The sequence below is a fragment of the Bradyrhizobium sp. CCBAU 53340 genome (genome assembly GCF_015291645.1).
GTDB lineage: Bacteria > Pseudomonadota > Alphaproteobacteria > Rhizobiales > Xanthobacteraceae > Bradyrhizobium.
The window spans coordinates 737283-759815 of record NZ_CP030055.1 but is presented as its reverse complement, the minus strand read 5'-3'; the positions used below and the strand labels follow the sequence as shown (position 1 = coordinate 759815).

General features: G+C 64.2%; 23 protein-coding genes and 1 pseudogene. 12 read left to right on the top strand and 12 right to left on the bottom strand.

What is annotated here, in order from left to right; all coding sequences use genetic code 11:
• The first annotated feature begins 28 nt into the window (after nt 1–28).
• The 4 genes from XH89_RS03530 to XH89_RS03515 all read left to right on the top strand — a co-directional run bounded on the left by XH89_RS03530 (nt 29) and on the right by XH89_RS03515 (nt 4150).
• Nucleotides 29–877, top strand: coding sequence for a cysteine rich repeat-containing protein (locus XH89_RS03530; RefSeq protein ID WP_194465752.1), 849 nt, complete (start codon nt 29–31; stop codon nt 875–877).
• 107 nt (nt 878–984) lie between these two features.
• Nucleotides 985–1194 (top strand): hypothetical protein, encoded by a 210-nt coding sequence (locus tag XH89_RS03525; protein WP_194465751.1) that lies wholly within the window; start codon nt 985–987, stop codon nt 1192–1194.
• Between the two features lie 191 nt (nt 1195–1385).
• On the top strand, nt 1386–2540 hold the full coding sequence (locus tag XH89_RS03520) for an FAD-dependent monooxygenase (protein ID WP_194465750.1): 1155 nt from the start codon (nt 1386–1388) through the stop codon (nt 2538–2540).
• Entirely contained in the window at nt 2537–4150 is a 1614-nt protein-coding gene (locus XH89_RS03515) for a benzoate-CoA ligase family protein (RefSeq protein WP_194465749.1), read from the top strand. Before XH89_RS03520 ends, XH89_RS03515 begins: the two co-directional genes overlap by 4 nt.
• Before the next feature lie 90 nt (nt 4151–4240).
• On the opposite strand, the gene XH89_RS03510 is transcribed toward XH89_RS03515, so the two are convergent.
• Together XH89_RS03510 and maiA are read right to left on the bottom strand one after the other, a co-directional pair.
• A complete protein-coding gene (locus XH89_RS03510) occupies nt 4241–4753 on the bottom strand; it encodes a MarR family winged helix-turn-helix transcriptional regulator (RefSeq protein WP_194465748.1) in 513 nt (170 codons plus the stop codon).
• The gene (gene maiA / locus XH89_RS03505; RefSeq protein WP_194465747.1) at nt 4743–5375 is read right to left on the bottom strand and encodes a maleylacetoacetate isomerase; all 633 of its coding nucleotides are present in this window, start codon (nt 5373–5375) and stop codon (nt 4743–4745) included. Before maiA ends, XH89_RS03510 begins: the two co-directional genes overlap by 11 nt.
• Before the next feature lie 203 nt (nt 5376–5578).
• Here maiA and gtdA point away from each other — a divergent pair, with 203 nt between their 5' ends.
• Nucleotides 5579–6619, top strand: a complete 1041-nt coding sequence (gtdA, locus tag XH89_RS03500) for a gentisate 1,2-dioxygenase (protein WP_194465746.1) — start codon at nt 5579–5581, stop codon at nt 6617–6619.
• A gap of 166 nt (nt 6620–6785) precedes the next feature.
• On the opposite strand, the gene XH89_RS03495 is transcribed toward gtdA, so the two are convergent.
• The 4 genes from XH89_RS03495 to XH89_RS03480 form a co-directional block, all read right to left on the bottom strand.
• On the bottom strand, nt 6786–7604 hold the full coding sequence (locus XH89_RS03495; protein WP_194465745.1) for an ABC transporter permease: 819 nt from the start codon (nt 7602–7604) through the stop codon (nt 6786–6788).
• Nucleotides 7597–8370, bottom strand: a complete 774-nt coding sequence (locus XH89_RS03490) for an ABC transporter ATP-binding protein (protein WP_194465744.1) — start codon at nt 8368–8370, stop codon at nt 7597–7599. Before XH89_RS03490 ends, XH89_RS03495 begins: the two co-directional genes overlap by 8 nt.
• A 153-nt stretch (nt 8371–8523) precedes the next feature.
• Complete coding sequence (locus tag XH89_RS03485; protein ID WP_194465743.1) at nt 8524–9528, bottom strand: ABC transporter substrate-binding protein; 1005 nt, start codon at nt 9526–9528, stop codon at nt 8524–8526.
• Between the two features lie 36 nt (nt 9529–9564).
• Entirely contained in the window at nt 9565–10929 is a 1365-nt protein-coding gene (locus tag XH89_RS03480; RefSeq protein WP_194465742.1) for an FAD-dependent oxidoreductase, read from the bottom strand.
• A gap of 112 nt (nt 10930–11041) precedes the next feature.
• Here XH89_RS03480 and XH89_RS03475 point away from each other — a divergent pair, with 112 nt between their 5' ends.
• A complete protein-coding gene (locus XH89_RS03475; protein WP_194465741.1) occupies nt 11042–11926 on the top strand; it encodes a LysR family transcriptional regulator in 885 nt (294 codons plus the stop codon).
• Nucleotides 11927–12006: 80 nt separating this feature from the next.
• Nucleotides 12007–12285 carry a hypothetical protein gene (locus XH89_RS03470; protein WP_194465740.1) on the top strand — a complete coding sequence of 93 codons (279 nt, stop codon included), beginning with the start codon at nt 12007–12009 and terminating at the stop codon, nt 12283–12285.
• A 3-nt stretch (nt 12286–12288) separates the two neighbouring features.
• Here XH89_RS03470 and XH89_RS03465 read toward each other — a convergent pair whose 3' ends face one another.
• Complete coding sequence (locus XH89_RS03465) at nt 12289–13092, bottom strand: enoyl-CoA hydratase-related protein (RefSeq protein WP_194465739.1); 804 nt, start codon at nt 13090–13092, stop codon at nt 12289–12291.
• A gap of 154 nt (nt 13093–13246) precedes the next feature.
• On the opposite strand from XH89_RS03465, the gene XH89_RS03460 reads away from it, so the two are divergent.
• A complete protein-coding gene (locus XH89_RS03460) occupies nt 13247–14221 on the top strand; it encodes a ketopantoate reductase family protein (protein ID WP_194465738.1) in 975 nt (324 codons plus the stop codon).
• Nucleotides 14222–14224: 3 nt separating this feature from the next.
• Here XH89_RS03460 and XH89_RS03455 read toward each other — a convergent pair whose 3' ends face one another.
• Together XH89_RS03455 and XH89_RS03450 are read right to left on the bottom strand one after the other, a co-directional pair.
• Nucleotides 14225–14902: an alpha/beta family hydrolase gene (locus XH89_RS03455; protein ID WP_194465737.1), complete on the bottom strand. Its 678-nt coding sequence runs from the start codon at nt 14900–14902 to the stop codon at nt 14225–14227.
• Nucleotides 14899–15585, bottom strand: coding sequence for a TetR/AcrR family transcriptional regulator (locus XH89_RS03450; RefSeq protein WP_194465736.1), 687 nt, complete (start codon nt 15583–15585; stop codon nt 14899–14901). Before XH89_RS03450 ends, XH89_RS03455 begins: the two co-directional genes overlap by 4 nt.
• Nucleotides 15586–15660: 75 nt before the next feature.
• On the opposite strand from XH89_RS03450, the gene XH89_RS03445 reads away from it, so the two are divergent.
• Together XH89_RS03445 and XH89_RS03440 are read left to right on the top strand one after the other, a co-directional pair.
• Nucleotides 15661–16605: an SDR family NAD(P)-dependent oxidoreductase gene (locus tag XH89_RS03445; protein WP_246767726.1), complete on the top strand. Its 945-nt coding sequence runs from the start codon at nt 15661–15663 to the stop codon at nt 16603–16605.
• Between the two features lie 135 nt (nt 16606–16740).
• The gene (locus XH89_RS03440) at nt 16741–17886 is read left to right on the top strand and encodes an acyl-CoA dehydrogenase family protein (RefSeq protein ID WP_194465735.1); all 1146 of its coding nucleotides are present in this window, start codon (nt 16741–16743) and stop codon (nt 17884–17886) included.
• 112 nt (nt 17887–17998) lie between these two features.
• On the opposite strand, the pseudogene XH89_RS03435 reads toward XH89_RS03440, so the two are convergent.
• A pseudogene (locus tag XH89_RS03435) lies at nt 17999–18097 on the bottom strand (helix-turn-helix domain-containing protein); the annotation flags it as partial.
• A gap of 261 nt (nt 18098–18358) precedes the next feature.
• Between XH89_RS03435 and XH89_RS03430 the strand changes: the two are divergent.
• The gene (locus XH89_RS03430) at nt 18359–19969 is read left to right on the top strand and encodes an ABC transporter substrate-binding protein (RefSeq protein WP_194465734.1); all 1611 of its coding nucleotides are present in this window, start codon (nt 18359–18361) and stop codon (nt 19967–19969) included.
• A 109-nt stretch (nt 19970–20078) separates the two neighbouring features.
• On the opposite strand, the gene XH89_RS03425 is transcribed toward XH89_RS03430, so the two are convergent.
• Both XH89_RS03425 and XH89_RS03420 read right to left on the bottom strand, forming a co-directional pair.
• Nucleotides 20079–21218, bottom strand: coding sequence for an amidohydrolase/deacetylase family metallohydrolase (locus tag XH89_RS03425; RefSeq protein ID WP_194465733.1), 1140 nt, complete (start codon nt 21216–21218; stop codon nt 20079–20081).
• Between the two features lie 234 nt (nt 21219–21452).
• Nucleotides 21453–22058 carry a TetR/AcrR family transcriptional regulator gene (locus XH89_RS03420; protein WP_194465732.1) on the bottom strand — a complete coding sequence of 202 codons (606 nt, stop codon included), beginning with the start codon at nt 22056–22058 and terminating at the stop codon, nt 21453–21455.
• 69 nt (nt 22059–22127) lie between these two features.
• Here XH89_RS03420 and XH89_RS03415 point away from each other — a divergent pair, with 69 nt between their 5' ends.
• Nucleotides 22128–22532, top strand: a complete 405-nt coding sequence (locus XH89_RS03415) for a hypothetical protein (RefSeq protein WP_194465731.1) — start codon at nt 22128–22130, stop codon at nt 22530–22532.
• The last annotated feature ends 1 nt before the right edge of the window (nt 22533 follow it).

Below are 22533 nucleotides of genomic sequence, written 5' to 3'. Positions count from 1 at the left end.
GTTACCGACAGGGCAGGGATTCACTCAAATGTTCAACACATTGAAATATGCATCCGCGCGTCACGCATTGCTCGCCGCCGCACTCTTCGCAACTGCAACAAGCGCATTCGCGCAAGCGCCGACCGAGGCGCAGAAGAGCGCCATCCGCTCCGCATGCCGTTCGGATTTCATGGCGCACTGCGCGAGCGTGACGCCCGGCGGGGTGGAGGCGTATCAATGTTTGCAGAGCCACATGTCGAGCCTGTCGGCGGGATGCCAGACGGCGGTTCGCGCGGTCGAGCCTGCTGCGGCGCCAAAGACCGAAGCGGCCCCAGCCAAATCTGAACCGGCCAAATCCGAACCTGCCAAGCCCGAACCCGCAAAGACCGAAGCAGCGCCCGCGGCCGAGCCCGCAGCGAAGCCGGCCGCCAGCGCCGCTCCGAAAGCCGCCGCGGCAAAACCGGGCAGTGCGCAGGTTGCAGCGGTCAAGAGCGCGTGCCGCGCCGATTATCCCAAGGTCTGCGCCAGCGTGCCGCCCGGCGGCGCGCCCGCGCTCGAATGCCTGGAGAAGAACAAGGCCAAGCTGTCGGCGGCTTGCGAGAAGGCGGTGACCGCTGCGGCCGGTGGCGGCGGCGCACCGGCGACTGCCGCGCCAGCTTCTGGTGCCGCACCGGCTGCTGGGGCCGCTCCGGCGGTTGCACCCGCCGTGATCGTTCTGCGCCCGCTGCGACCGCGCGAAGAGCTGTTCATCGTGCGCTCCGCCTGCGGCGCCGATATCCGCTCACTCTGCGCCGGTATCGCGCCCGGCGGCGGTCGCATCGTGCAGTGCATTGCCAGCAATGCGGCTTCGCTGTCGACCGCCTGCAAGGACGTTCTTGCGCCGTTCGCGGCGCGGTAGACGGCGCATATCGATCTTGCGGCGGGCGTAAATGAATTTTCGCGCCCCCGTTGCGACTAACCCTTGCCGACGGCCGATTTCAATCACGACAAGACCGGGAGAAAGACATGCGTGCATTCCTGCTCATCGCTTCCGCGCTCTTCGCTTTCGCGGCGACCATGACCTTCGCGACGTCCGACGCCAATGCGGTCGTGTGCGCCCGCGGTGTCTACCGCGCCGGCTGCGCCGGACCGAACGGGGCCGTCGTGGTCCGCAAGCCGGTGGTCCACTGCACCAGGGTGCTCGTAAACGGGGTCTATGTGAAACGCTGCGTCTGACGCGCGTGTGGCCAATCGGGCGCGGTTTGGCTATGATTCGCGGCTGACGGTATCGGGCATGCGCCAAGCGGGTGCCCGCGGCTGTGCTGCGGCGCACCTCGCCTGATCGATAGTTCCGCTGGCGCGGGCGGCCGAAGCTTATTAGTCTACCCTGAGATAGTAAGTATACTGTCAATTCGGGAGGGCAGACGTTGCAAATCGCCGTGATCGGTGGGGGGCCCGGTGGGCTCTACTTCGCCTATCTCTGGAAGAAGCGTCACCCCGAGGATCAAGTCGACCTGTTCGAACAGAACCCGGCCGATGCGACCTGGGGCTTTGGCGTTGTGTTTTCCGACCAGGCCCTGGAATTCTTGCGCGCCGACGACCCCGAGACGGTCGACGCGATCGCGCCGCACATGGAGAGTTGGGAGAACATCACGCTGAACCTGCATGGCGACAGCGTCGCCATCGACGGTGTCGGCTTCTCCTCGATCGGCCGGCTCGAGCTGCTGCGATTCCTGCAGCAGCGCGCGCTCGATGTCGGCGTCACCCCGCGCTTCGACACCCAGATCCAGGCGATCGACCAACTCAATGGCCACGACCTGATCGTCGCCGCCGATGGTTTGAACTCACTGGTGCGCCGCGCCTATGAGGGGGATTTCGGCACCTCCCTGTCCTACTCCTCCAACAAGTTCGTCTGGTACGGCACCTCGAAGCGCTTCGACACGCTGTCGCAGACTTTCGTAAAGACCGACCGCGGCGCCTTCAACGCCCATCACTACCGGTACTCGCCGAACATGAGCACCTTCCTGGTCGAATGCGATCACGCGACCTGGCAGGCTTATGGCTTCGCCTACAAGGACGTCGAGCAGTCCAAGGGCGTCTGCGAGGAAGTGTTCGCCGACACGCTTGGCGGCCATTGCCTCGTCTCCAACAAGTCGATCTGGCGCAACTTTCCCTGGGTCTGGAACGAGCATTGGTCGTTCAAGAACATGGTGCTGATCGGCGACGCCCTGCACTCGGCGCATTTCTCGATCGGCTCGGGCACGCGGCTCGCCATCGAGGATGCGATCTCCCTGGTCAAGGCGCTGGAATCGGATGCGCATCTGTCGACCGCGCTGCATCGCTACCAGGCCGCGCGCAAGCCGGTGGTGCAAAAGCTCGTCAATGCCGCGCGCACCAGCGCGTTCTGGTACGAGCACTTTGCCCAGCACATGCAGCTCGGCTTGATGGACTTTGCCTACAGCTACATCACCCGATCCGGCCGCATCGACGATGCACGCCTGCGCGCGATGTCGCCGGCCTTCATGGCCCGCTACGAGGCCGAGAAGAACGGCGGAGACGCGGCAGGCGAGGCCAGGGCATGAGCAATCAGATCCATGACCGGGTGCCCGCGGACAGTCCGGGGGCACGCGAGATCGGCTTTGCCATTCCGGACATCTACAATGCCAGCCGCGTGCTGTTCGACAATCTCGCCCGTGGCCGCGGCAACAAGCTCGCGCTCGTCGGTCCAGCCGGCTCGCGGACCTATGCCGAGCTCTGTGCGGAAGCTTGTCGCTGGGGCAATGGATTCGCTTCCCTCGGGCTGAAGCGCGGCGACCGCGTGCTGCTGTTCCTCGACGACACGCCCGCCTATCCTGCCGCCTTCTTTGGTGCCGTGCGCGCCGGCTTCGTGCCGCTGTTGATCAACACGCTGACGCCGCCGGACCTGCTGCAATTCTATCTCGCCGATTCCGGCGCCACGGTTGCGGTGGCGGATGCCGAGTTCTGTGCGCGCTTCAATGCCGAGGCCTGCAAGGACACGGAGCTGCGCACGCTGATCGTGGTCAATGGCGCGGTGGGTGATCACGCCGCGCCGGTAGCGGTGGCGGCCGCGGACTGGCTCTCGCCATTTCCGGCCGAACTGACCGAAGCGCCGACGCATCGCAACGAGATGGCGTTCTGGATGTATTCCTCCGGATCGACCGGCCGACCCAAGGGCATCGTGCATCTCCAGCACGACATGCCCTATAGCGAGCTCGCCTTTGCGCAGAACGTGCTGAAGCTGACGCCGGACGACATCTGCTTCTCCGTGCCGAAGATCTTCTTCGCCTACGGTTTTGGCAACTCCGTCACCTTCCCGTTCGCTTCAGGCGCTGCGACGTTGCTACTGCCCGGCCAGCCGAAGCCGGCGGCGATCTTTGCCGCGATCGAGCAGTACAAGCCGACGGTCTTCTTCGGCCTGCCGACACTCTACACCTCGCTGACCAAGGCCGAGGGCGCGCAACAGACGGACTTCTCGTCGCTGCGCATGGCGCTGTCCGCCGCCGAAGTGCTCTCGGCCGAGGTATTCAACGGCTGGAAGACGCTCACGGGGCTCGAAATCGTCGAGGGACTCGGCTCGACCGAGGTGCTGCACATCTATCTCTCCAACCGCCCCGAGCGGAAGAAGCTGGGCGCCGCGGGCCTGCGCGTACCCGGCTATGAGGTCGCGCTACGCGACAAGGACGGCCGCGACGTCGGCGACAACGAGGAAGGCATCTTGTGGGTGCGCGGCGATTCCAACACGCCGCTATACTGGAACAGGCCGGACAAATCCGCCAAGAGCATTCGCGAGGAGGGGTGGATCTACACCGGCGACCGCTTCATCCGCGACAGCGACGGATTTCACTTCTTCCGCGGCCGCGCCGACGACCTCATCAAGATCTCCGGCCAATGGGTCTACCCGCTCGAAGTCGAGCTGTGCCTCGCCGACCATCCCGAGATCCGCGAATGCGCCGTGTTCGCCGCCGAGCTGCCGGATCGGCGCATGACGCTAAAAGCAGTGGTGGTGATGAACAACCGCACGACGGATCAGAGCGAGGCGACGCGGCGTCTGCAGGATTACGTCAAGAGCAAGCTGCTGCCGTACAAATATCCGCGCGAGGTGATCTTCATCGACGAGTTGCCGAAGACGGGGACCGGGAAGATCGATCGACAGGCGTTGCTGAAGATGTGAGGCGAGGGCCGCGCTGCACGATAGGTGTCGTCCCCGCGAAGGCGGGGACGACGGCTGAACAAGAGGCGACGGCATCGCCCAGTCACGTCCTCACCCCGCCTTGCCCAGATGCTCCAGCGCATCCTCGGCCCGCAGCGGCACGCGCGAGGCTTCGTTGTTGAGATCGACGAACTGCGACATCAGCGCCAGCAACGCCTTGCGATCGGCGGGCTTCAGCGGCTCCAGCATGCGCGCCTGGGCGCGCTCGACCGCGGGGATGATCTCGCGCAGGATCGCAGCGCCCGGCTTGGTCAAATAGAGCAGCTTGATCCGCTTGTCCTCCGGCGCCGGCTTGCGCTCGACATAGCCCTTGGCCAGGAGCCGCTCGATCACGCTGCCGAGCGTGGAGCGGTCGAAAGCGATCACCGCCGACAGCCGCGTCGCATCGATGCCGGGATGGGTGTGAATCGCGATCAGCGCCGCATATTGCACTGGCGTGAGATCGAACGCCTTGCACTCTTCCATGAAGATCGAGACCGCAATCTGCTGCATGCGCCGGAACAGATAACCCGGCGCGGCATAGACCGCCTCCATCGTGATCGGAGGAAGAGGCTTACTCGGCATCGGGCTGCTTCTCCGGCGCAGCGTCGGCGAAGGCGGCCAAAGCCTTGGCTGCGGCCTCGGCCTCCAGCAGGCGCGGATAGGCCGAGACATCGACACCGAAACGGCGCGCATTGGCCAGTTGCGGCACCAGACAGAGATCGGCGAGCGTCGGCGCATCGCCAAAGCAGAACGGCCCCGGCTCATCCTTGACCAGCGTCTCGCAGGCCGACAGGCCCTCGCGGTTGACCCACGCCGCCCATTCCTGGACTTTATCCTCGGCAAGGCCAAGCTCGCGCAGCCGCACCAGCACCTTCAGGTTCTGCACGGGATGGGTGTCGCAGGCGATCGCCAGCGCGAACGCCCTCACCTTGGCGCGCCGCAGCGGATCCTTCGGCAGCAGCGGCGGATTGGGGTGGGTTTCGTCGAGCCATTCGATGATGGCGACTGACTGGGTCAGCACCGCGCCCGTATCGTTTTCCAGAGCCGGTACGAGGCCCTGCGGATTGATGGCGAGATAGCTGGGGGCGCATTGCTCGCCCTTGCGAAGATGATGCGTCAGATGCTCGGCGCCGAGGCCCTTGAGATTCAGCGCAATTCGCACGCGGTAGGCGGCGCTGGAGCGGAAATAGCCATGCAGCTTCATCGGAATCCTCCCTTTTACTTTCTGTCATTCCGGGGCTCGCGAAGCGAGAGCCCGGAATCCATTCTCCCGATCGTGGTTATGGATTCCGGGCTCGCGCCGAGTGGCGCGCCCCGGAATGACAGTCTTGTATGTCGTTCGTGACGTTGACGCTACCCAGATTGTAAGTATACTGTCAATCAACAAGACGATCGGGAGCAGCAACCATGGAAGCCGTAACCAAGACGCCCGAACGCGAGGCGTTCTACAGGAAGATCGACGGCGAGAATCTCACCGCGCTGTGGACGGTGATGAGCGATCTGATCACGCCGGAGCCGAAGAGCGCCTGCCGGCCGCATCTGTGGAAATTCGACGTCATCCGCGACTACATGACGGAAGCCGGCAAGCTCATCACAGCCAAGGAGGCCGAGCGACGCGTGCTGGTGCTGGAGAACCCGGGCCTGCGCGGCCAGTCCAAGATCACCACCTCGCTCTACGCCGGCGTGCAGATGGTCGTGCCAGGCGATGTCGCGCCCGCGCACCGGCACAGTCAGTCGGCACTGCGCTTCGTGCTCGAAGGCAGGGGCGCCCATACTGCGGTCGACGGAGAGCGCACCGCGATGGAACCCGGCGACTTCATCATCACGCCCTCGATGACGTGGCACGATCATTCCAACGAGACCAATGAGCCGATGTTCTGGCTCGATGGTCTCGACATTCCGCTGGTGCAGTTCTTCGACTGCTCCTTTGCGGAAGGCTCGAAGGAAGACCAGCAGAAGATCACAAAACCCGCCGGCGACAGCTTTGCGCGCTACGGCCACAACCTGCTGCCGGTCGATGTGAAACGCTCGTCCAAGACCTCACCGATCTTCAGTTATCCCTATGCCCACACCCGCGAGGCACTGGAGAAGGCCAGGACGAGCCAGGAGTGGGACGCCTGTCACGGGTTGAAGCTGAAATTCAGCAATCCCGAGACCGGCGATTTCGCCATGCCGACCATCGGGACGTTCATCCAGCTGCTCCCGAAGGGTTTTAAAACTGCACGCTATCGTGCGACGGATGCGACGGTGTTCTGCCCGATTGAAGGACGCGGTCGCAGCCGCATCGGCGATGCCGTGTTCGAATGGGGGCCGCGCGACCTGTTCGTGGTGCCGAGCTGGCAATGGGTGACGCACGAGGCGGACGAGGACGCCGTGCTGTTCAGCTTCTCGGACCGACCGGTGCAGCAGAAGCTGGACCTGTTCCGCGAGGATCGCGGCAACGCGTGAGGTGTGCTGCTGGGCAAATACTCGCTGTCGTCCCGGCGCAGGCCGGGACCCATAACCCCAGGGAGTAGTTTGGCGAAGACTTGGAGTTATTCGTTCGTCGGTACGAATACCGAGATCTCTCGATAGATCACGCGGTGTGGGTCCCGGCCTGCGCCGGGACGACAATTCACCGCCAGTGCAACAGCCGCGTCTCCAGCCAACCGATCACCTTTCCCACCGCAAGCCCGAACACCGACAGGATCACCACGCCCGCGAGCAGCTGATCGGTCTGCATCAGATTGCCGGCCTGCAGCACGAAGGCACCGATGCCGTATTGCGCGCCGATCATCTCGGCGCTGACGACGAGCAGCAGCGCCACGGATGCCGTGATGCGGAAGCCGGCAAGGATCGCGGGCAGCGCGCCCGGCCAGATCACCTTGCGCACGATGGTGGCGAAGGGAACGTTGAAGCTCTGCGCCATGCGGATCAGATTGCGCGGCACCGCGTCGACGCCGCTATAGACCGAGATCGCGGTCGAGAAGAACACCCCGAGCGCAATGGTCGCGATCTTGGGCTCTTCGCCGATGCCAAGCCAGAGGATCAAGAGCGGCAGCAGCGCGATCTTCGGAATCGGGAACAGCGCCGAAATGAAGGTGATGCCGACGCTGCGCGCCAGTCGCGACAGGCCGATGGCAAAGCCGACCACGACGCCGGCCACTGTTCCCAGCAGCCAGCCGACGCCGATGCGCAGCAGCGAGGCCGAGAGATGCTGCCAGAGCGCACCCGACATCGCGAGCTCATAGATCGCGCGCACGATCGCCGATGGGGCCGGCAAGAACAATGGATTGACGAGCTTTGCGCTACCAGCCGCCTGCCAGATCGCGATGACGAGGGCGAGCGCAATCCAGCCGCCGAATCGGCTCGAGGCGGGTACGAAGCCCGCGCCGCGGAAGCGGACGCGCCGCGTCGTTTCGTCCTTCGCGGATGTCCCGGCGCGATCAAGCATGCTGCACCTCGCGCTCGGCATCGATCGCCTCGTTGCGGATCAGCGACCAGATCTGGTTCTGCAGCGCCAGCAGCTGTTCACGCGCCGCCGCTTCGCCGCGCTCGGCGCGCGTCATCGGCACCGTCACGACCTCGCGGATCCGTCCGGGCCGCCGCGACAGCACCACGATGCGATCGGCAAGCCGTGCCGCTTCTTCGAGATTGTGCGTGACATAGACCGCGCCCATGCCGCCATCGGCGAGCAGCCGGACGAAATCTTCCATCAAGAGCTCGCGCGTCTGCGAATCCAGCGCCGACAGCGGCTCGTCCATCAGCAGGATCGCAGGCCTCACCGCAAGCGCGCGCGAAATGCCGACGCGCTGGCGCATGCCGCCGGAGAGCTGCTTCGGATAGGTCTGGCGGAAATCAGTCAACCCGGTACGGCGCAGCGCATCCTCGACCAGCGCGTGGCGTTCCGTTGCCGAGAGCTGCGTGTGCAGCAACGGAAATTCGACGTTCTGCTCGACCGTCGCCCAGGGCAGCAACGCAAAATCCTGGAACACGAAAGTGAGCGGGTTGAGACTGTCCGCCGGCGGCGCCCCGCGCAGTTCGGGCGCGCCCGAGGTCGGCTGTAGCAGCCCGCCGAGGATCGACAGCAACGTGCTCTTGCCACAGCCGGAGGGACCCACGATCGCCACCACTTCACCGGCACTCACCGTGAAGGAGACGTCGTCGAGCACGGCAAGATCGCCGAAATGGTGGGAGATGTGGTTGGCGATCAGGTCCATGTCACGGCCTATATCGTGATCCGTCACCCTGAGGCGCCGGAGCGAAGCGGAGGCCTCGAAGGGTGACAGCCTCGCCGCATCCGGGCCATGCATCCTTCGAGGCTCGCTTTGCGAGCACCTCAGGATGACGGGGAGAGAGTGCTGTTCGCCGCATCAATCCGCCTTCACATATTCCTTGGCGATGATCGCATCCGCATCATAGCCTTTGTCGGCAAAGCCCTGCTCCTGCAGCCATTTGATCTGGTTGTCGACGTTCTTGACGTCGAGCTTGCCGTCGGGGTCGATATAGGCGCAATTGCCGACCACCTGCTCGACCGGAAGGTTCGTATACTTCGCAATGATCTCCAGCAGCGGTTTTGTCTGCTCGTTGATCGGAGCTTTGCCGTCCTTCATCGAAGCGAGAATCACGTCGTGATATTCGCGATCGGCTTTCGCGAGCACGCCGAGGAATTTGGTCACCAGCACCTTGTTGGCCAGCGTCTTTGGCGAAGCGAACACCGCGCCCAGCTGCCACGGCGTCTCGTCGCCGACCCAGCCCAAAAACTTCGCTCCGCCGTCGTCCATCAGCTTGCGCGCGGTCGAGATCGGCAGCAGCGCGGCATCGACGGTCTCGCCCTTGAGCGCGGCGGCTGCGTTCGACAGCGATTGCAGCGGCACGATCTTCACCTCGGACAGCTTGAAGCCATATTTGTCGGCGAGCAGGCCGAGAGAATAGTGGAATGATGAGCCGACCTGCGTCATCGCGATGCGCTTGCCGGCAAGATCCTTTGGCGTCTTAAGACCAGCCGCGTAGGCATTGTTGCTGGCGAAATAGCCGATCAGGGGATAGCCGGCCTTCTCGCGGCTCATGCCGCCGATCACCTTCAGCACACCCTTGCCGGCGAGATTGTAGAGGCCCGCGGTGAAGGCGGTGACACCGAAATCGACGTCGCCCGAGGTGGTCGCGACCGCGATCGGCTGCGCCGCGTCGAAAAACTTCAGCTCGATGTCGAGGCCGGCGTCGCGGAAATAGCCCTTGTCCTGCGCGATGAAGACGGGCGCGGAAGACGACAGGCGGAGCACGCCGACCTTCGCCTTCAGCGCATCCTCGGCTCTAGCCGTGCCCATCGCCATCATAGCCAAAAGGCTAAGTGCCGCGACCCGCGCAATCCCGATCATCCCGCTTCCTCCAATAATTCTCTTTTTTGCAGTCCGTTACAGGCCCTTTAGCACGGGCTGATCCCGCCCGATGAAGGCGCCCTGTTGTTTCAACGTTTCCTGCAATTTTTCAATGGGGATGTCACGCGGGATCCGGTTTCCGGAGAGCGCCAGGGCCGCGGCGGAACCGGCCGCCTCGCCCATCACGAAACAGGCACCGGACACCCGTGCCGCCGACTGGCCCTCATGGGTCATGGAGGCACAGCGGCCGGCGACCAGGAGGTTGTCGACGGCTTCGGGCACCAGCATCCGGTAGGGCAGCTCGTTATAGCCGCGCGATTCCGGGATCGGCGGGAAGGTGAAGACGACATCGCCCGGGACATGAGCCTCGATCGGCCAGCCATTGACGCCGATGGAGTCCTCGAACGAGGCGCAGCCGAGCACATCCTTGCCACTGAGCTGATAGCCGCCCTTGATGCGGCGGGTCTCGCGAATGCCAAGTTGCGGCGGCAGGTCGACGATGTAGGATTTTTCAAAGCCCGGGACGGTGCGGAGAAACTCGAAGGCGGCGAGCGCCTGCTTGCGGCCCTCGATCTCGCCGCGGGTGAGATCGTCGGGCTCGACACCATTGATGGCGTGGCCGTCCTCGCGCGCGACTTGCGTAAAATTCACCCGCCACTCGATGCCGGATTTCTGCGGCCGCACGATCGCGCTTTTGCGCGGGAATTTGTGGGTACCGGCTGCAGTCGCCGCTTCCATCAACTGCGGGATGGTTCGCCAGGCATCGCCCGCCCTTGCGGGATCGATGCCGTTGAGACGGAGCATCATCGATGGGTAAAGCGGATGGCCGTGTTCGTCGCCGATTTCGAACGGCGCACCGGCCCAAACCGCGAGGTCGCCGTCGCCGGAGCAATCGATGAAGATGTCCGCGCGCACCGCCTGCCGGCCGGCCTTGGTCTCGACCATCAGCGCGTCGATCCGGCGGTCATCGGCCATCACGACGCCGGCGCCGAGCGCGTGGAAGAGGATGTGCACCTTGTGGCTGGCCAGCAATTCGTCCGCCGCGATCTTGTAGGCCGCGGTGTCATAGGCCTGCGCAAAAACCTTGCCGAGGATCAGATGCGGCGCGTTCAGGCCGTTCAGACGGTCGATCCGCGCCAGCAGATCGGATGCCATGCCCTGTACCAGCCGGACCGCTTCGCCGTAGACATTGCCATGCAGGCCGCAGAAATTGGTGACGCCGGCCGCGGTGCCCATGCCGCCGAGAAAGCCGTAACGCTCGATCAGCAGCGTCTTGCGCCCTGCGCGCGCTGCTGACGCCGCCGCGACGATGCCAGCGGGGCCCCCGCCGAGCACGACGACTTCATATTCACCGTAAAGCGGCACCTGGCGCGCTGGTTCTTCGATCGTCGTAGCCCGCATGGCGCGTCCCTTCCCAAAAATCCTTTGCTTGGGGACGACTATGAATTAACTCGCGACGAGCTACAATCCACCAAAATATGCGATCAGCTTTCTCGAATCGCGAAAGGTCGAGATGGACATTCTGGTGAACCTGCAGGCATTCCTCGCCACGGCCGATGCGGCCGGCTTCTCCGCCGCGGCGCGAAAGCTCAACGTCTCGACCTCGGTCGTGGCCAAGCGCGTCACGCAGCTCGAGGCGCGAATCGGCACGCCGCTGTTTCATCGCTCGACCCGGCAATTGCGGCTCACCGACGCCGGCCAGCGCTACGTGCATCGCGCCCGCGGCGTCGTCACCGACGCCACCGACCTGCTTTCGCGCATGGGCGAGAAAGGCCACGACCTCGTCGATCATCTCCGCATCAAGGCGCCGACCTCGCTGACGGTGGCAAGGCTCGCCGATGCCTTCAGTGCGTTCCAGACCCAGAACCCGCGGCTGAAACTCGATATCGTGCTGATCGACCGTCCGGTCGATCCTGTTACCGAAGGCTTTGACATCGCGATCGGCGCCTTCCCGCACTCCTTCGGCGGTGTGGTCGACGAGCCACTGGTACCGTTGAAACGATTGCTCTGCGCCTCGCCGGCCTATTTGAAGACGCACGGCACGCCGAAGCACCCGCGCGACCTCGTCGAGCATCGCTGCCTCAGCTTCATGCCGACCGGTCCCGAATGGATCTTCGACGGGCCGCGCGGCCGCATCAGCATCCAGGTCAGCCCATTGCTCTCCTCCAACGAGGGGCACGTGCTGGCGCGCAGCGCGATCGCCGGCAACGGCATCACGCTGATCTCGCACTATCTCGTGGCGGACGCCTTGCACAACGGCGCGCTGAAGCCGGTGCTGCGCGAGTTTCCGATTCCGGAATTGTGGGTGAAAGCCGCCATTCCCGAACGCCGACGCAATGCGGCCGCGGTGCAGGCACTGCTGGCCCTGCTGAAAACGTCGCTCGCGCCGTCGCTATAGGCCGGGTCGCGCGCGTGTCTCAACATCGCGGTTGCTCTTGCCGAACGGACCTGAGAGAAGGCCGCCATTGAAAGGCAGCCATGGATTCGAACCTTTTGAAATTCGCTCTCGCCACCCTGACCGCCCTCGCGATCTCTACCGCCCCCGCCGCAGCTATCGAGCAGAACTGCCGCTTCATCCAGGCCAAGCCTGATCGCGAAGCATGTTACAAGCGGCAGGAGGAAGAGCTAGCAGCGAAGCGCAACAAGCCTACGCCGGTGGCAACCGACGAGAGCAAGACACTCGAATCGCTGCGCCAGATGCGGCAGGACGACGAGGCCGTCTATCGCAGCATCCACGGCATCTGCCGCGGCTGCTGACGCTCAGCCCTTCCCGCTGCCCCACTTCGCCGCCCGCTTCTCGGCGAACGAGGCCAGCCCCTCCTCCGCTTCCGCGCTCTGGCGCTTGAGCGAATGCAGCTGCACGAGCCGCGTATACGCCGCGTCGTCCACCGCCATCCCGCCGAACGAACTTTCCAGCGCCAGCCGCTTGGTCTCAGCCAAGGCTTCCGGGCCGTTGGCGAGCAGCTGCTCGACCACCTTCGTGCCCGCGGCTTCGAGATCGGCGAGCGGCACCACTTCGTGCACGAGGCCGATGCGGCGGGCGTCCTCGGCGCCGAAGCGTTCGCCTGTCAGCGCGTAACGGCGGACCTGCCGTATACCAATGGCATCGCAGAGCTGCGGAATGATGATCGCGGCGGTCAGGCCCCAGCGCACCTCGGTGATGGAGAACAGGGCGTTGTCGGCGGCGATCACGACATCGCAGGCCGCGATTACGCCGGTGCCGCCGCCGAAGCAGCCGCCCTGCACCAGGGCGACGGTCGGGATCGGCAGCGTGTTGAGCCGCTGCACGGCCTCGAACGTCGCCCGGGACGCCGCCTCGTTGGCGTCAGGCGATTGCGGCCGCACGCCGTTGATCCATTTGAGGTCGGCGCCGGCCTGGAAATGCTTGCCATTGCCCTTGAGTACGACGACGCGAAGATTCGGCTTCTTAGCCAGTTCGTCCATGGCGGCGAGCACGCCCGCGATCAGGGCGCCGTCATAGGCGTTGTTGACCTCCGGCCGGTTCAACGTGACGGTCGCAACCCCACGCTCATCAAGGGTCCACAGGACGGGGCTGGCAGTCATCGGCGATCCTCCGGTTATTCTGATGGCGCGCACTATGGCCGAGGCTACACACCCCGATCCATATCTTTCCAGCGTGGGGCGGTCGCGTCCATCGCATGGCGGCTTGTGTCATGCTGTACCTGATCGCACCAGGGACTTGGGACGGGATACAGACATGCGCATCTGCATTTTCGGCACGGGCGCCGTCGGCAGCCATATCGCGGTCAGGCTCGCGCGCGCCGGCCACGAGGTCTCATGCGTGATGCGGGGCGCGCATCTGGAGGCGGCGCGCGCCAATGGCCTCAAGCTGCGCGTCGGCGATTCCGAGGTTTCCGCCAAGGTGAACGCCTCTGGCGATCCGGCCCAGCTCGGCCCGCAGGACGTGGTGATCTCGACGCTGAAGGCCACCGCGCTGACCGGACTGGTCTCAAGCATCAAGCCGCTGCTGCAAGACAATACCGCCATCGTGTTCGCCCAGAACGGCATTCCCTGGTGGTACGGCATCGGCCTGCCGCCGCGGCACCCGACGCCGCCGGACATTTCGTTCCTCGATCCAGGCGGCCGCCTGCGCGCCTGCATCCCGAAAGAGCGCATCGTCGGTGGTGTCGTCTTCTCCTCCAATGAGGTGATCGCGCCGGGCGTGGTGCAGAACCTGACGCCGGACCGCAACCGCCTCCTGATCGGCGAATGCGACGACCGCAATTGCGAGCGCATCACAAAACTCCGCGGCGTCTTCAACGACGCGCGGCTGGAATCGCCGCCGGTCGCGGAGATCCGCGAGGCGATCTGGTCAAAGCTGCTGACCAACATGTCGCTGTCGGTGCTGTGCCTGCTCACCGGCCAGACCGCGCGCGGCGTGCGCGACGATCCTGCTTTCGCCGAGGTCATCCCGCGCATGCTGAACGAGGCCAATGACATCGCCCAGCACTTCATCCCCGAGGTCAAGCGCGTCACGCGAAGTGGTCCTGCTCCCAACCACAAGCCATCCCTGCTGCAGGACTATGAGCTCGGCCGCGCTATGGAGATCGACGTGCTGGTCAAGGCGCCCGCCGCCTTCGCGCGCACCGCCGGCCTGTCGACGCCGACGCTCGACCTGATCGCCGCGCTCGCGATCCAGAAGGCGCGCGACAAGGGACTCTACTCTGCCTGACCTTCAGGCAAGTTGATCAATCCAAGTCGCGAGCGTGTCGAGCACCTCGCTGAGCGCCTCGTCATTGGTCCGGCCGGACTTCTTCAGCACTGCGAAAGAGTGATCGCCGCCTTCGATCTCATGCAGCGTCGCCTTCGCCCCGAGCGCTGCAACGACCGGCCTGAGCAGGCCGAGATCGGCCAGCCCATCGCGCGTGCCTTGCAGGAACAGCATGGGGATCTCGACATGCGCGAGATGCTCGGCGCGCTCGGTCGAGGGCTTCTTGTCGGCATGCAGGGGAAAGCCGAGGAAGGCGAGCCCCCCGACACCAGGCAAAGCCGCCTTCGATTGCGCCTGGGAGGTCATGCGGCCGCCGAACGACTTTCCGCCGGCGACGAGCTTCAATCCCGGGCACAGCCGCGCCGCCTCCTTAACCGCCGCGCGGATGGTTGCATGTGCGACCGCCGGCTGGTCGGGACGCCCCTGCTTGCTTTCCGTGTAGGGAAAATTGAAGCGGAGCGTCGCGATGCCTCGCTCTGCGAGGCCCACCGCAATCTTCTCCATCGACGCATGCCGCATGTCTGTCCCGGCGCCGTGCGCCAGGACGTAGCAGGCGCGCGCATTGTCCGGCTGCATCAGGATCGCGGAGACCGTGCCGATGCGTTCGATGTCGAGCTTAAGCTCCGTCGCCTTGGCCGTCATGACCCATTCACCCCGCGATCTGCATTTTGGCGCCGCGCGCTATTCACCGGCCAGAGATAGTTCAGGACGTGATTGAGCGTCGTCATGATCTCGCGGTATCCGGCCTCGCTCTTTCCTGAACCGAATTTGTCTTCGAGGGCAAGCTTGGCAAAGCCGTGAACGGTGGACCAGGCCGCCGCAGCCGCGGTCTTCGCCTGCCGCGGCGTCCCACCGACAAGCTCGGCGATGATGATCTCGAACTCGCGGCCGGCCGCCCTACTCGCCTGGGCGAGACGCGGATCGTCGGCAACGAGGCGCTTGTTGGCAAACATCATCTGGAAGCGGCCGGGGTGCTTCAGCGCGAATTCGACATAAGCGAGGCCCTGGGCATGGAGCTGTTCGCGCGCGCCCTGCTTGCGGGATGCCGCATCACGCAGCGCGCCGGCGAGCGCCTCATAGCCGCGGATCGCCACCTCGGTCAAAAGACCCTGTGCATTGCCGAAATGATGCGACGGCGCGGCCGGGGACACGCCGGCGCGGCGGGCGGCCTCGCGCAAGGTGAACCCCTCGGCGCCGTGCTCGGCGAGAATGGCTTCGCTCGCCGCGATCAGGGCTTCCTGAAGCTCACCATGATGATAGCCGGCTTCCGGCTTCGGAACCTTGCGGCTCGGCTTGGCGCGCGCGGGCGCGATCGGTTTCGTCATGCGCAAACTTGACACTGTTCAGATTGGGGTCTATCTATCTTAACACTGTTTAGATTGACCAGCCGGGAGTTCGAAATGACCGAAACGGAGCATAGCACCGCGACCTCCCCGATGAAACGGCGCCATCTGGTCGGCGGAGCCGTGCTGGGCATGCTGACGAGTGCCCTCAGCGGCCTCGTCGGCGGCGTGGCGCTCAGTCAGGGCGCGGCCCTGCCCCAGCAGAAGCCGAGCGGCCGCCAGCGCTTCACCGACAAGGTCGTCATCGTAACAGGCGGTACCTCCGGCATCGGCCGCGCCGCCGCGCTGATGTTCGCCGCCGAAGGCGGCAAGGTGGTGTTCTGCGGCCGCAATGTCGAGCGCGGGGCTCAGGTGGAAGACGAGATCAAGGCGGGCGGCGGCACCGCGGCGTTCGTCCGGGCCGACGTCCGCAACGAAGCCGAGGTCAAGGCCCTGGTCGACAAGACGATCGATCTTCATGGCCGGCTCGACGTGGCTTTCAACAACGCGGGCATCTCTATCGAAAAGCCGCTGCATCAGTACAGCGCCGCCGAATTCGACGACGTGATCAACACCGACCTGCGCGGCGTGTTCCTGTCGATGAAGTACCAGATTCCGCACATGCTGGAGAAGGGTGGATCGATCGTCGTCACATCGTCATCCAACGCCATCGCCACGACGGCGAAGCGCTCGGCCTATTCCGCGGCCAAGCGCGGGCTTGTCGGCATGGTCCAGGCCGCCGCGCTCGAATATGCCCAGCATGGCATCCGCATCAACACCCTGATCCCCGGCACCACGGACACGCCGTTCATCCGCAGGCTTGCCGGCATGGAAAATCTTCCCGACGCAGCCTGGCACATCGCCATCGCGCAATGGGCCAAAAGCCATGTGCCGGGGATGCAACGCGTGGCGAGGCCGGAGGAGATCGCAGCCTTCGCGCTGGTGCTCGCCTCGGATGATCACCCCTACACGACGGGCGCCCAGTTCGTCGTCGACGGTGGCAAGACCGCGCAGGCGGGATAGGGCATCGTCCAGGCGCAGCCTCAAGACACAATCATTGACGGCTTCGGCAGGCGTAGCAAGGCGGCGGGCTTGCGCCCGCATCTGGCCTTGTGGCAGGGCTGGGCGGGCACATCGCCATCAATGACCGAGGCCGCCATGTCCTACCGCTCCTCCTGGATGACCGAAGAGCTCGACGTCTTCCGCGACCAGTTCCGGAAGTATCTCGCCAAGGACCTGGCGCCGCACGCGGAGAAATGGCGCGAGCAGAAGATGGTCGACCGCTTCGCCTGGCGCGGGCTCGGCGAGATGGGCGCACTGCTCGCGAGCGTGCCGGAGGAATATGGCGGGCTGGGTGCGAGCTTTGCTTATGACGCGGCAGTGCTGGACGATCTCGAAAGCACGGTACCGGAGCTGACGACGGGCGTCTCCGTGCACAGCGCCATCGTCGCCCATTACATCCTCAATTACGGCTCTGAGGAGCAGAAGAAGCGCTGGCTGCCGAAGATGGCGAGCGGAGAGATGGTCGGCGCAATCGCCATGACCGAGCCCGGCACCGGCTCGGACCTGCAGGCCGTCAAGACCACCGCGAAGAAGCAGGGCAATTCCTACGTCATCAATGGCCAGAAGACGTTCATTACCAACGGCCAGGCCGCCGATCTCGTCGTCGTGGTCGCGCGCACCGGCGAGGCAGGCGCTAAGGGGATCTCACTGATCGTGGTCGAGACCGAGGGTGCCGAAGGCTACAAGCGCGGGCGCAACCTCGACAAGATCGGCCTGCACGCCTCCGACACGTCGGAACTGTTCTTCGATAACGTCACCGTGCCGCCGGAAAACCTGCTCGGCAAGGACGAGGGCCAGGGCTTTGTCCAGCTGATGCAGCAATTGCCGCAGGAGCGCCTCGCGCTCGCGGTCGGCGCCGTCGCCTCGATGGAGCGCGCGGTCCGGCTGACCACCGAATACACCAAGGAGCGGAAAGCGTTCGGCAAGCCGCTGATGGACTTCCAGAACACCGCCTTCACGCTTGCCGAGCGCAAGACCGAAGCGATGATCGCGCGCGTCTTCGTCGACTGGTGCATCGAGCGCCTGGTGGCGAAGGACCTCGACACCGTCACCGCGTCGATGGCGAAATATTGGTGTTCGGACAAGCAGGTGCAGACCGCTGACGAATGCCTCCAGCTGTTTGGCGGCTATGGCTACATGCAGGAATACCCGATCTCGCGCATCTTCATCGATTCCCGCATCCAGAAGATCTATGGCGGCACCAACGAAATCATGAAGCTCTTGATCGCGAGGTCACTGTAGTTCTGCTTCAAGCGAATGGCGTTTGAAGCAGTTTGGCTTCCACAAAAACACTGTCGTCCCGGCGAAGATCGGGGCTGCGGCATTGCCGCAAGCCTCCCCTCACCCACCTCCCTCACCGCACCCGCCAATCGCGCGGGCGGCAGCCGAAGCGCTGCTTGAACCCTCGAGCGAAATGGGAGAGGTCCGAAAAGCCCCAGTCGAAGGCGATGGAGGATCGCAAGAGCCGCCATTGCGGGATCTCCGAGACAAGGCGGTCATGCAGGCGGGACGCGACTGGCCTTGCGCATCCGTCAAAAGCGAAGCGACTTTCAAAGATTGCTGCACCGCCGGTCTCGGCGGCACAGCCCCTGCCCGATCGCCAACGAATTCAGATCGGCGGAAGCATCCCTGCTTGTCACGTGCGGCTCCCCGCCATACGCTGCCCGTCATCGGCAGCCGCCGACCCGTCTCGCTTTCACCGGGAGAATTGCGAATGGCTCACGTCTCGCGGCGGAAACTGCTTCAGCTTGCAGCTGTCGCACCATCGGCACTTACCGCGGCATGGACGTCGGCTGCATCGGCTGCGACCGGGAAGACGACCCTGACCGCGGTGATGCAGTCGGACCTTCGCGTCACCGACCCCGGCTTCACGACGGCCATCATCACCCGCGACCATGGCTACATGGTTTACGACACGCTGGTCGGCATCGATTCCAGCTTCAAGGTGCGGCCGCAGATGGCGGACTGGACAGTGTCCGCGGACAAGCTAACTTACACCTTCACCTTGCGCAGCGGCCTGAAGTGGCATGACGGAGCGCCGGTGACGGCGGAAGATTGCGTTGCCTCGCTGAAGCGCTGGGGCGCGAGCGTCGACGGCATGGCGCGCAAGCTGATGGACTTCACGGCAGGCATTGAGGCCGCGGATGCCAAAACGATCGTCCTCAGGCTGAAGGAGCCCTATGGCCTCGTGCTGGAGACGATCGCCAAGCCGTCGGCCGTTGTCGCCTTCATGATGCCGAAGCGGTTGGCAGAGACCCCGATCACCCAGCAGATTCCGGAGCAGATCGGCTCCGGCCCATTCAAGTTCGTGGCTGCCGAATTCCAGCCTGGCGTGAAAGCTGTCTATGAAAAGAACACCGACTATGTGCCGCGCAAGGAGCCGGCCGAATGGACATCGGGCGGCAAGGTGGTCAAAGTCGACCGCGTCGAGTGGATCACGATGCCGGACGCGCAGACCGCGCTCAACGCGCTTCAATCCGGCGATGTCGATTTCGTCGAAACGCCGCCGTTCGATATGCTGCCCGCGCTCGAATCCAATCCGGACATCACTGTTTCCATCCTGAACAAGTTCGGCTTTCAGTCGTTCGGCCGAATGAACTTCCTGCATCCGCCGTTCGACAATGTGAAAATCCGCCGCGCCGCGATGCTCGCGATCAACCAGAAGGACGTGCTCGACGCGCAGATCGGCAATCCCAAATACTACAAGCTGTGCGGCGCGTTCTTCATCTGCGATACGCCGCTGGGCAGCGATGCCGGCGGCGAGACCCTGATCAAGGGCAACGGCATGGCCGACGCCAAGAAGGCGTTGGCCGAGTCCGGCTATGACGGCACGCCCGTGGTGATCCTGGCGCCGACCGATCAGATCCTGCTGAAGGCGCAGCCGGTCGTGGTCGCGCAGCTGTTGCGCGAGGCCGGTTTCAAGGTCGACCTTCAGGCGATGGACTGGCAGACCGTGGTCACTCGCCGCGCCAACCAGAAGTCGCCGAAGGAAGGCGGCTGGAACATGTTCTTCACCTACCAGGGCGCGGCCGACTCCTTGAATCCACTGGTTAACGTCCCGATGGGCGGCAAGGGCACGAGTGGCGGCTGGTACGGTTGGTCCGAAGACGCCAAGCTCGAGCAGCTGCGCGACGCCTTTGCCCGCGCGACCTCGCCCGAGGAGAGCAAGAAGATCGCGCTCGAGGTGCAGAAGGAAGCCTACGATCAGGTCATCTATGTTCCGCTTGGCCAGTTCCAGGCGCCGAGCGCATGGCGCAAATCGGTCACCGGCGTGATCGACGGCCCGGCGACGCCGATGTTCTGGAATGTCGAGAAGAAAGAGTAGGGTGCTGGACCCGCTTGGAGAGCGGCTCGACCACACATTCGGTGTCGTCCTGGCCTAGTGCGCAATTGCGCACGGGGGGCCGGGACGACCACAAACGAATGACGAAGCGCTACGTCGGGTGCCACCAGCGGCCGCCGATGATGACACCTTCGGAAACGATCTTCTTGTCGCCGATCAGGTGCTCACCAACGACGTCCTCATAGTCGAACTGGCCTTCCTTCACCGAGATCAGCGTGGCATCGCCGACGCTGCCGGGCTTGAGGCTGCCGAGTTCGGGCCGCCGAAGTGCCATCGCGGCATTCTCGGTCGACGCCTTGATCACGTCCGGCAGCGACACGCCCATGCAGAGGAATTTCGACATGGTCGTCACCTGGTCGAAGGCCGGGCCGTCGATGCAGAGCTGGTGGATATCGGAGGAGATGGTGTCCGGATAGAAACCGTTGGCGAGCATCGCACGTGCGGTCTTGAACGCGAACGAGCCCTTGCCGTGGCCGATGTCGAACAGCACGCCACGCTCGCGCGCGTCCAGCACCGCCTTCTTCACCGTGCCCTGCGCGGTCGCCGGCGAATTCGGGAAAGGACGGAATGCGTGCGTCAGCACATCGCCGGGACGAAGGCGCGCCAGCACCTCTTCATAGGTCGGCGGCGGGTGGTCGATATGCGCCATCAGGGGCATGCCGACCTCGTCGGCAACTTGAAGCGCGATATCGAGCGGCACCGCCCCTGACGTGCCCGAGGAGTGCAGCCCGACGCGCACCTTGATCCCGACGATGACTTCGCGGTTGGCATCGGCGACCTTGGCTGCCTCGACCGGATTCATCAGCCGCAATTCCTCGCTCTCGCCGACCATGATCCGGTGCGAGAAACCGAAGATGCCGGCATGGGAGACGTGCAGATAGGCGAGGATGCGGACCTGGCTCGGCTCGATCACGTGCTTGCGGAAGCCGGCGAAATTTCCGGGGCCGGCGCTGCCGGTGTCGACCGAGGTGGTGACGCCGGAGGTGCGGCAGAACTCCTCGGCATCGATACCGAGCGAGGTGCCGCCCCAATAGACATGGGTGTGGAGATCGATCAGCCCGGGGGTCACGATGTGATTCGAGACGTCGCGAACTTGAGTGCCAGGATCCGCCTTGAGCCCTGAGCCGACGGCGGCGACCTTGCCGCCCGAAAATGCCACATCCGTCACGGCGTCGAGCTTCTGCGAGGGGTCGATCACACGCCCGCCGCGCAGGATCAAATCGAAAGGCATCGTCGTCTCCGGATCAGGCAAACATGGGCCGGGCTGAAGGGTGCACTTCCAGCCCGGCCGCCTCTGTTAGCAATTTTCACAACAGCGAAGCAAATCGGCCGCGATCAGTGACCATCAGGTCCGGGTGAATGACGGCGTACAATTTTCCATCGGAAAGCGTCGACTGCGACTGACTTAGCTGGTTTGGCTCGTCGATTTTCACGACGGGATTCAACCTGCCGGCTTGTATGCCCTTCACTTGATCTTGGCCACCGCTGCCTTCGTGGCGTTTGTGAGCAAGGCGCAGATCTCGACAGCAGATCTCGCTCCCGAGAGCATCCGAAAGGTGGCGCAGCTGGTAAGGACGTAAATCAGATCGACAACGTCGCGCTTGGCGGTCGTCGGCATGTCTTCGGCAGCTATTCGTGCAATCAATTCTCCAATGAGGGGCCGCCGACGCTCGTTCCGCGCCACGAGTGCTTGGGCAAACTCCTGATCAATCGCCATGGCGTCATGAAGACGCGCCACAGCTGGGTCGCTGCCCCAAAATTCGCAGAAGATCCGAACCATCATCTCAAGCCCCTTTTCCGGGTCGGAATGGGCAGCGGCGTCCTCCAAGCGTGCGAGCCCTCCCCGGCGGGCGATGTCATCAAAGACTGCTTCGAGCAGCCCGCGCCTTGAGCCGAATTGGTTGTAGACCGTCAAGCGCGTCACGTTTGCCGCTTTTGCGACTGCGTCGAGCGAAAAGGTGGTGATGCTGTCCTCCTCGCGAAGGAACCGTGCGGCGGCTTGAATGACCTGGTCCCGCTTCGCCGCGGCGGCCTGGGCTCGCGCCACGCTGACATACGCACGCTTAGGCACGCTCCGCCTCTTGAATTTCAATATACATTATGTATATCCAAATAGCTTCGTGCAAAAGGTCGAATCCCTATGCAGCCAGTTCTGGTTATAGCCATTTCGCTCCACGTTCTCGCTGCCACGTTCTGGGCCGGCTCGACCTTCGCATGCGCTCGGATGACGGGGAATGATGGTCAGCAACTGTTCACTCCGCAGTTGGGCGCGGCTGCCGTGGCATTGCTGTCAGGTGCTTACCTTTGGAAAGCGTTGCACGAGGGTTCCTTTGGACCCACAGAGCAGCTTTTGGGCGCAGGCGCCGTGGCGGCAATCGTCGCGCTCGTCATTCAAATAACAATCATTCGTAACGCGTTGCGGAGGCTGCGGACGTGCTCGGGCGATGCTGCAAGGGCGCGATCGCAATTGGCCACGGGCTACCGTAGCGCGGCTGCTCTTCTCGCGGTCGCAGCGCTCGCCATGGCCGCGTCGCGCTACGCCTAGC

Coding starts and splice junctions, on each gene's coding strand:
- XH89_RS03530 (WP_194465752.1), top strand. CDS start 29: ATGTTCAACACATTGAAATATGCATCCGCGCGTCACGCATTGCTCGCC.
- XH89_RS03450 (WP_194465736.1), bottom strand. CDS start 15,585: ATGACGAAACCGATCGCGCCCGCGCGCGCCAAGCCGAGCCGCAAGGTT.
- gtdA (WP_194465746.1), top strand. CDS start 5,579: ATGGAAGCCGTAACCAAGACGCCCGAACGCGAGGCGTTCTACAGGAAG.
- XH89_RS03470 (WP_194465740.1), top strand. CDS start 12,007: ATGGATTCGAACCTTTTGAAATTCGCTCTCGCCACCCTGACCGCCCTC.
- XH89_RS03485 (WP_194465743.1), bottom strand. CDS start 9,528: ATGATCGGGATTGCGCGGGTCGCGGCACTTAGCCTTTTGGCTATGATG.
- XH89_RS03425 (WP_194465733.1), bottom strand. CDS start 21,218: ATGCCTTTCGATTTGATCCTGCGCGGCGGGCGTGTGATCGACCCCTCG.
- XH89_RS03495 (WP_194465745.1), bottom strand. CDS start 7,604: ATGCTTGATCGCGCCGGGACATCCGCGAAGGACGAAACGACGCGGCGC.
- XH89_RS03465 (WP_194465739.1), bottom strand. CDS start 13,092: ATGACTGCCAGCCCCGTCCTGTGGACCCTTGATGAGCGTGGGGTTGCG.
- XH89_RS03525 (WP_194465751.1), top strand. CDS start 985: ATGCGTGCATTCCTGCTCATCGCTTCCGCGCTCTTCGCTTTCGCGGCG.
- XH89_RS03475 (WP_194465741.1), top strand. CDS start 11,042: ATGGACATTCTGGTGAACCTGCAGGCATTCCTCGCCACGGCCGATGCG.
- XH89_RS03455 (WP_194465737.1), bottom strand. CDS start 14,902: ATGACGGCCAAGGCGACGGAGCTTAAGCTCGACATCGAACGCATCGGC.
- XH89_RS03440 (WP_194465735.1), top strand. CDS start 16,741: ATGTCCTACCGCTCCTCCTGGATGACCGAAGAGCTCGACGTCTTCCGC.
- XH89_RS03445 (WP_246767726.1), top strand. CDS start 15,661: ATGACCGAAACGGAGCATAGCACCGCGACCTCCCCGATGAAACGGCGC.
- XH89_RS03415 (WP_194465731.1), top strand. CDS start 22,128: ATGCAGCCAGTTCTGGTTATAGCCATTTCGCTCCACGTTCTCGCTGCC.
- XH89_RS03515 (WP_194465749.1), top strand. CDS start 2,537: ATGAGCAATCAGATCCATGACCGGGTGCCCGCGGACAGTCCGGGGGCA.
- XH89_RS03510 (WP_194465748.1), bottom strand. CDS start 4,753: ATGCCGAGTAAGCCTCTTCCTCCGATCACGATGGAGGCGGTCTATGCC.
- XH89_RS03480 (WP_194465742.1), bottom strand. CDS start 10,929: ATGCGGGCTACGACGATCGAAGAACCAGCGCGCCAGGTGCCGCTTTAC.
- XH89_RS03460 (WP_194465738.1), top strand. CDS start 13,247: ATGCGCATCTGCATTTTCGGCACGGGCGCCGTCGGCAGCCATATCGCG.
- maiA (WP_194465747.1), bottom strand. CDS start 5,375: ATGAAGCTGCATGGCTATTTCCGCTCCAGCGCCGCCTACCGCGTGCGA.
- XH89_RS03490 (WP_194465744.1), bottom strand. CDS start 8,370: ATGGACCTGATCGCCAACCACATCTCCCACCATTTCGGCGATCTTGCC.
- XH89_RS03430 (WP_194465734.1), top strand. CDS start 18,359: ATGGCTCACGTCTCGCGGCGGAAACTGCTTCAGCTTGCAGCTGTCGCA.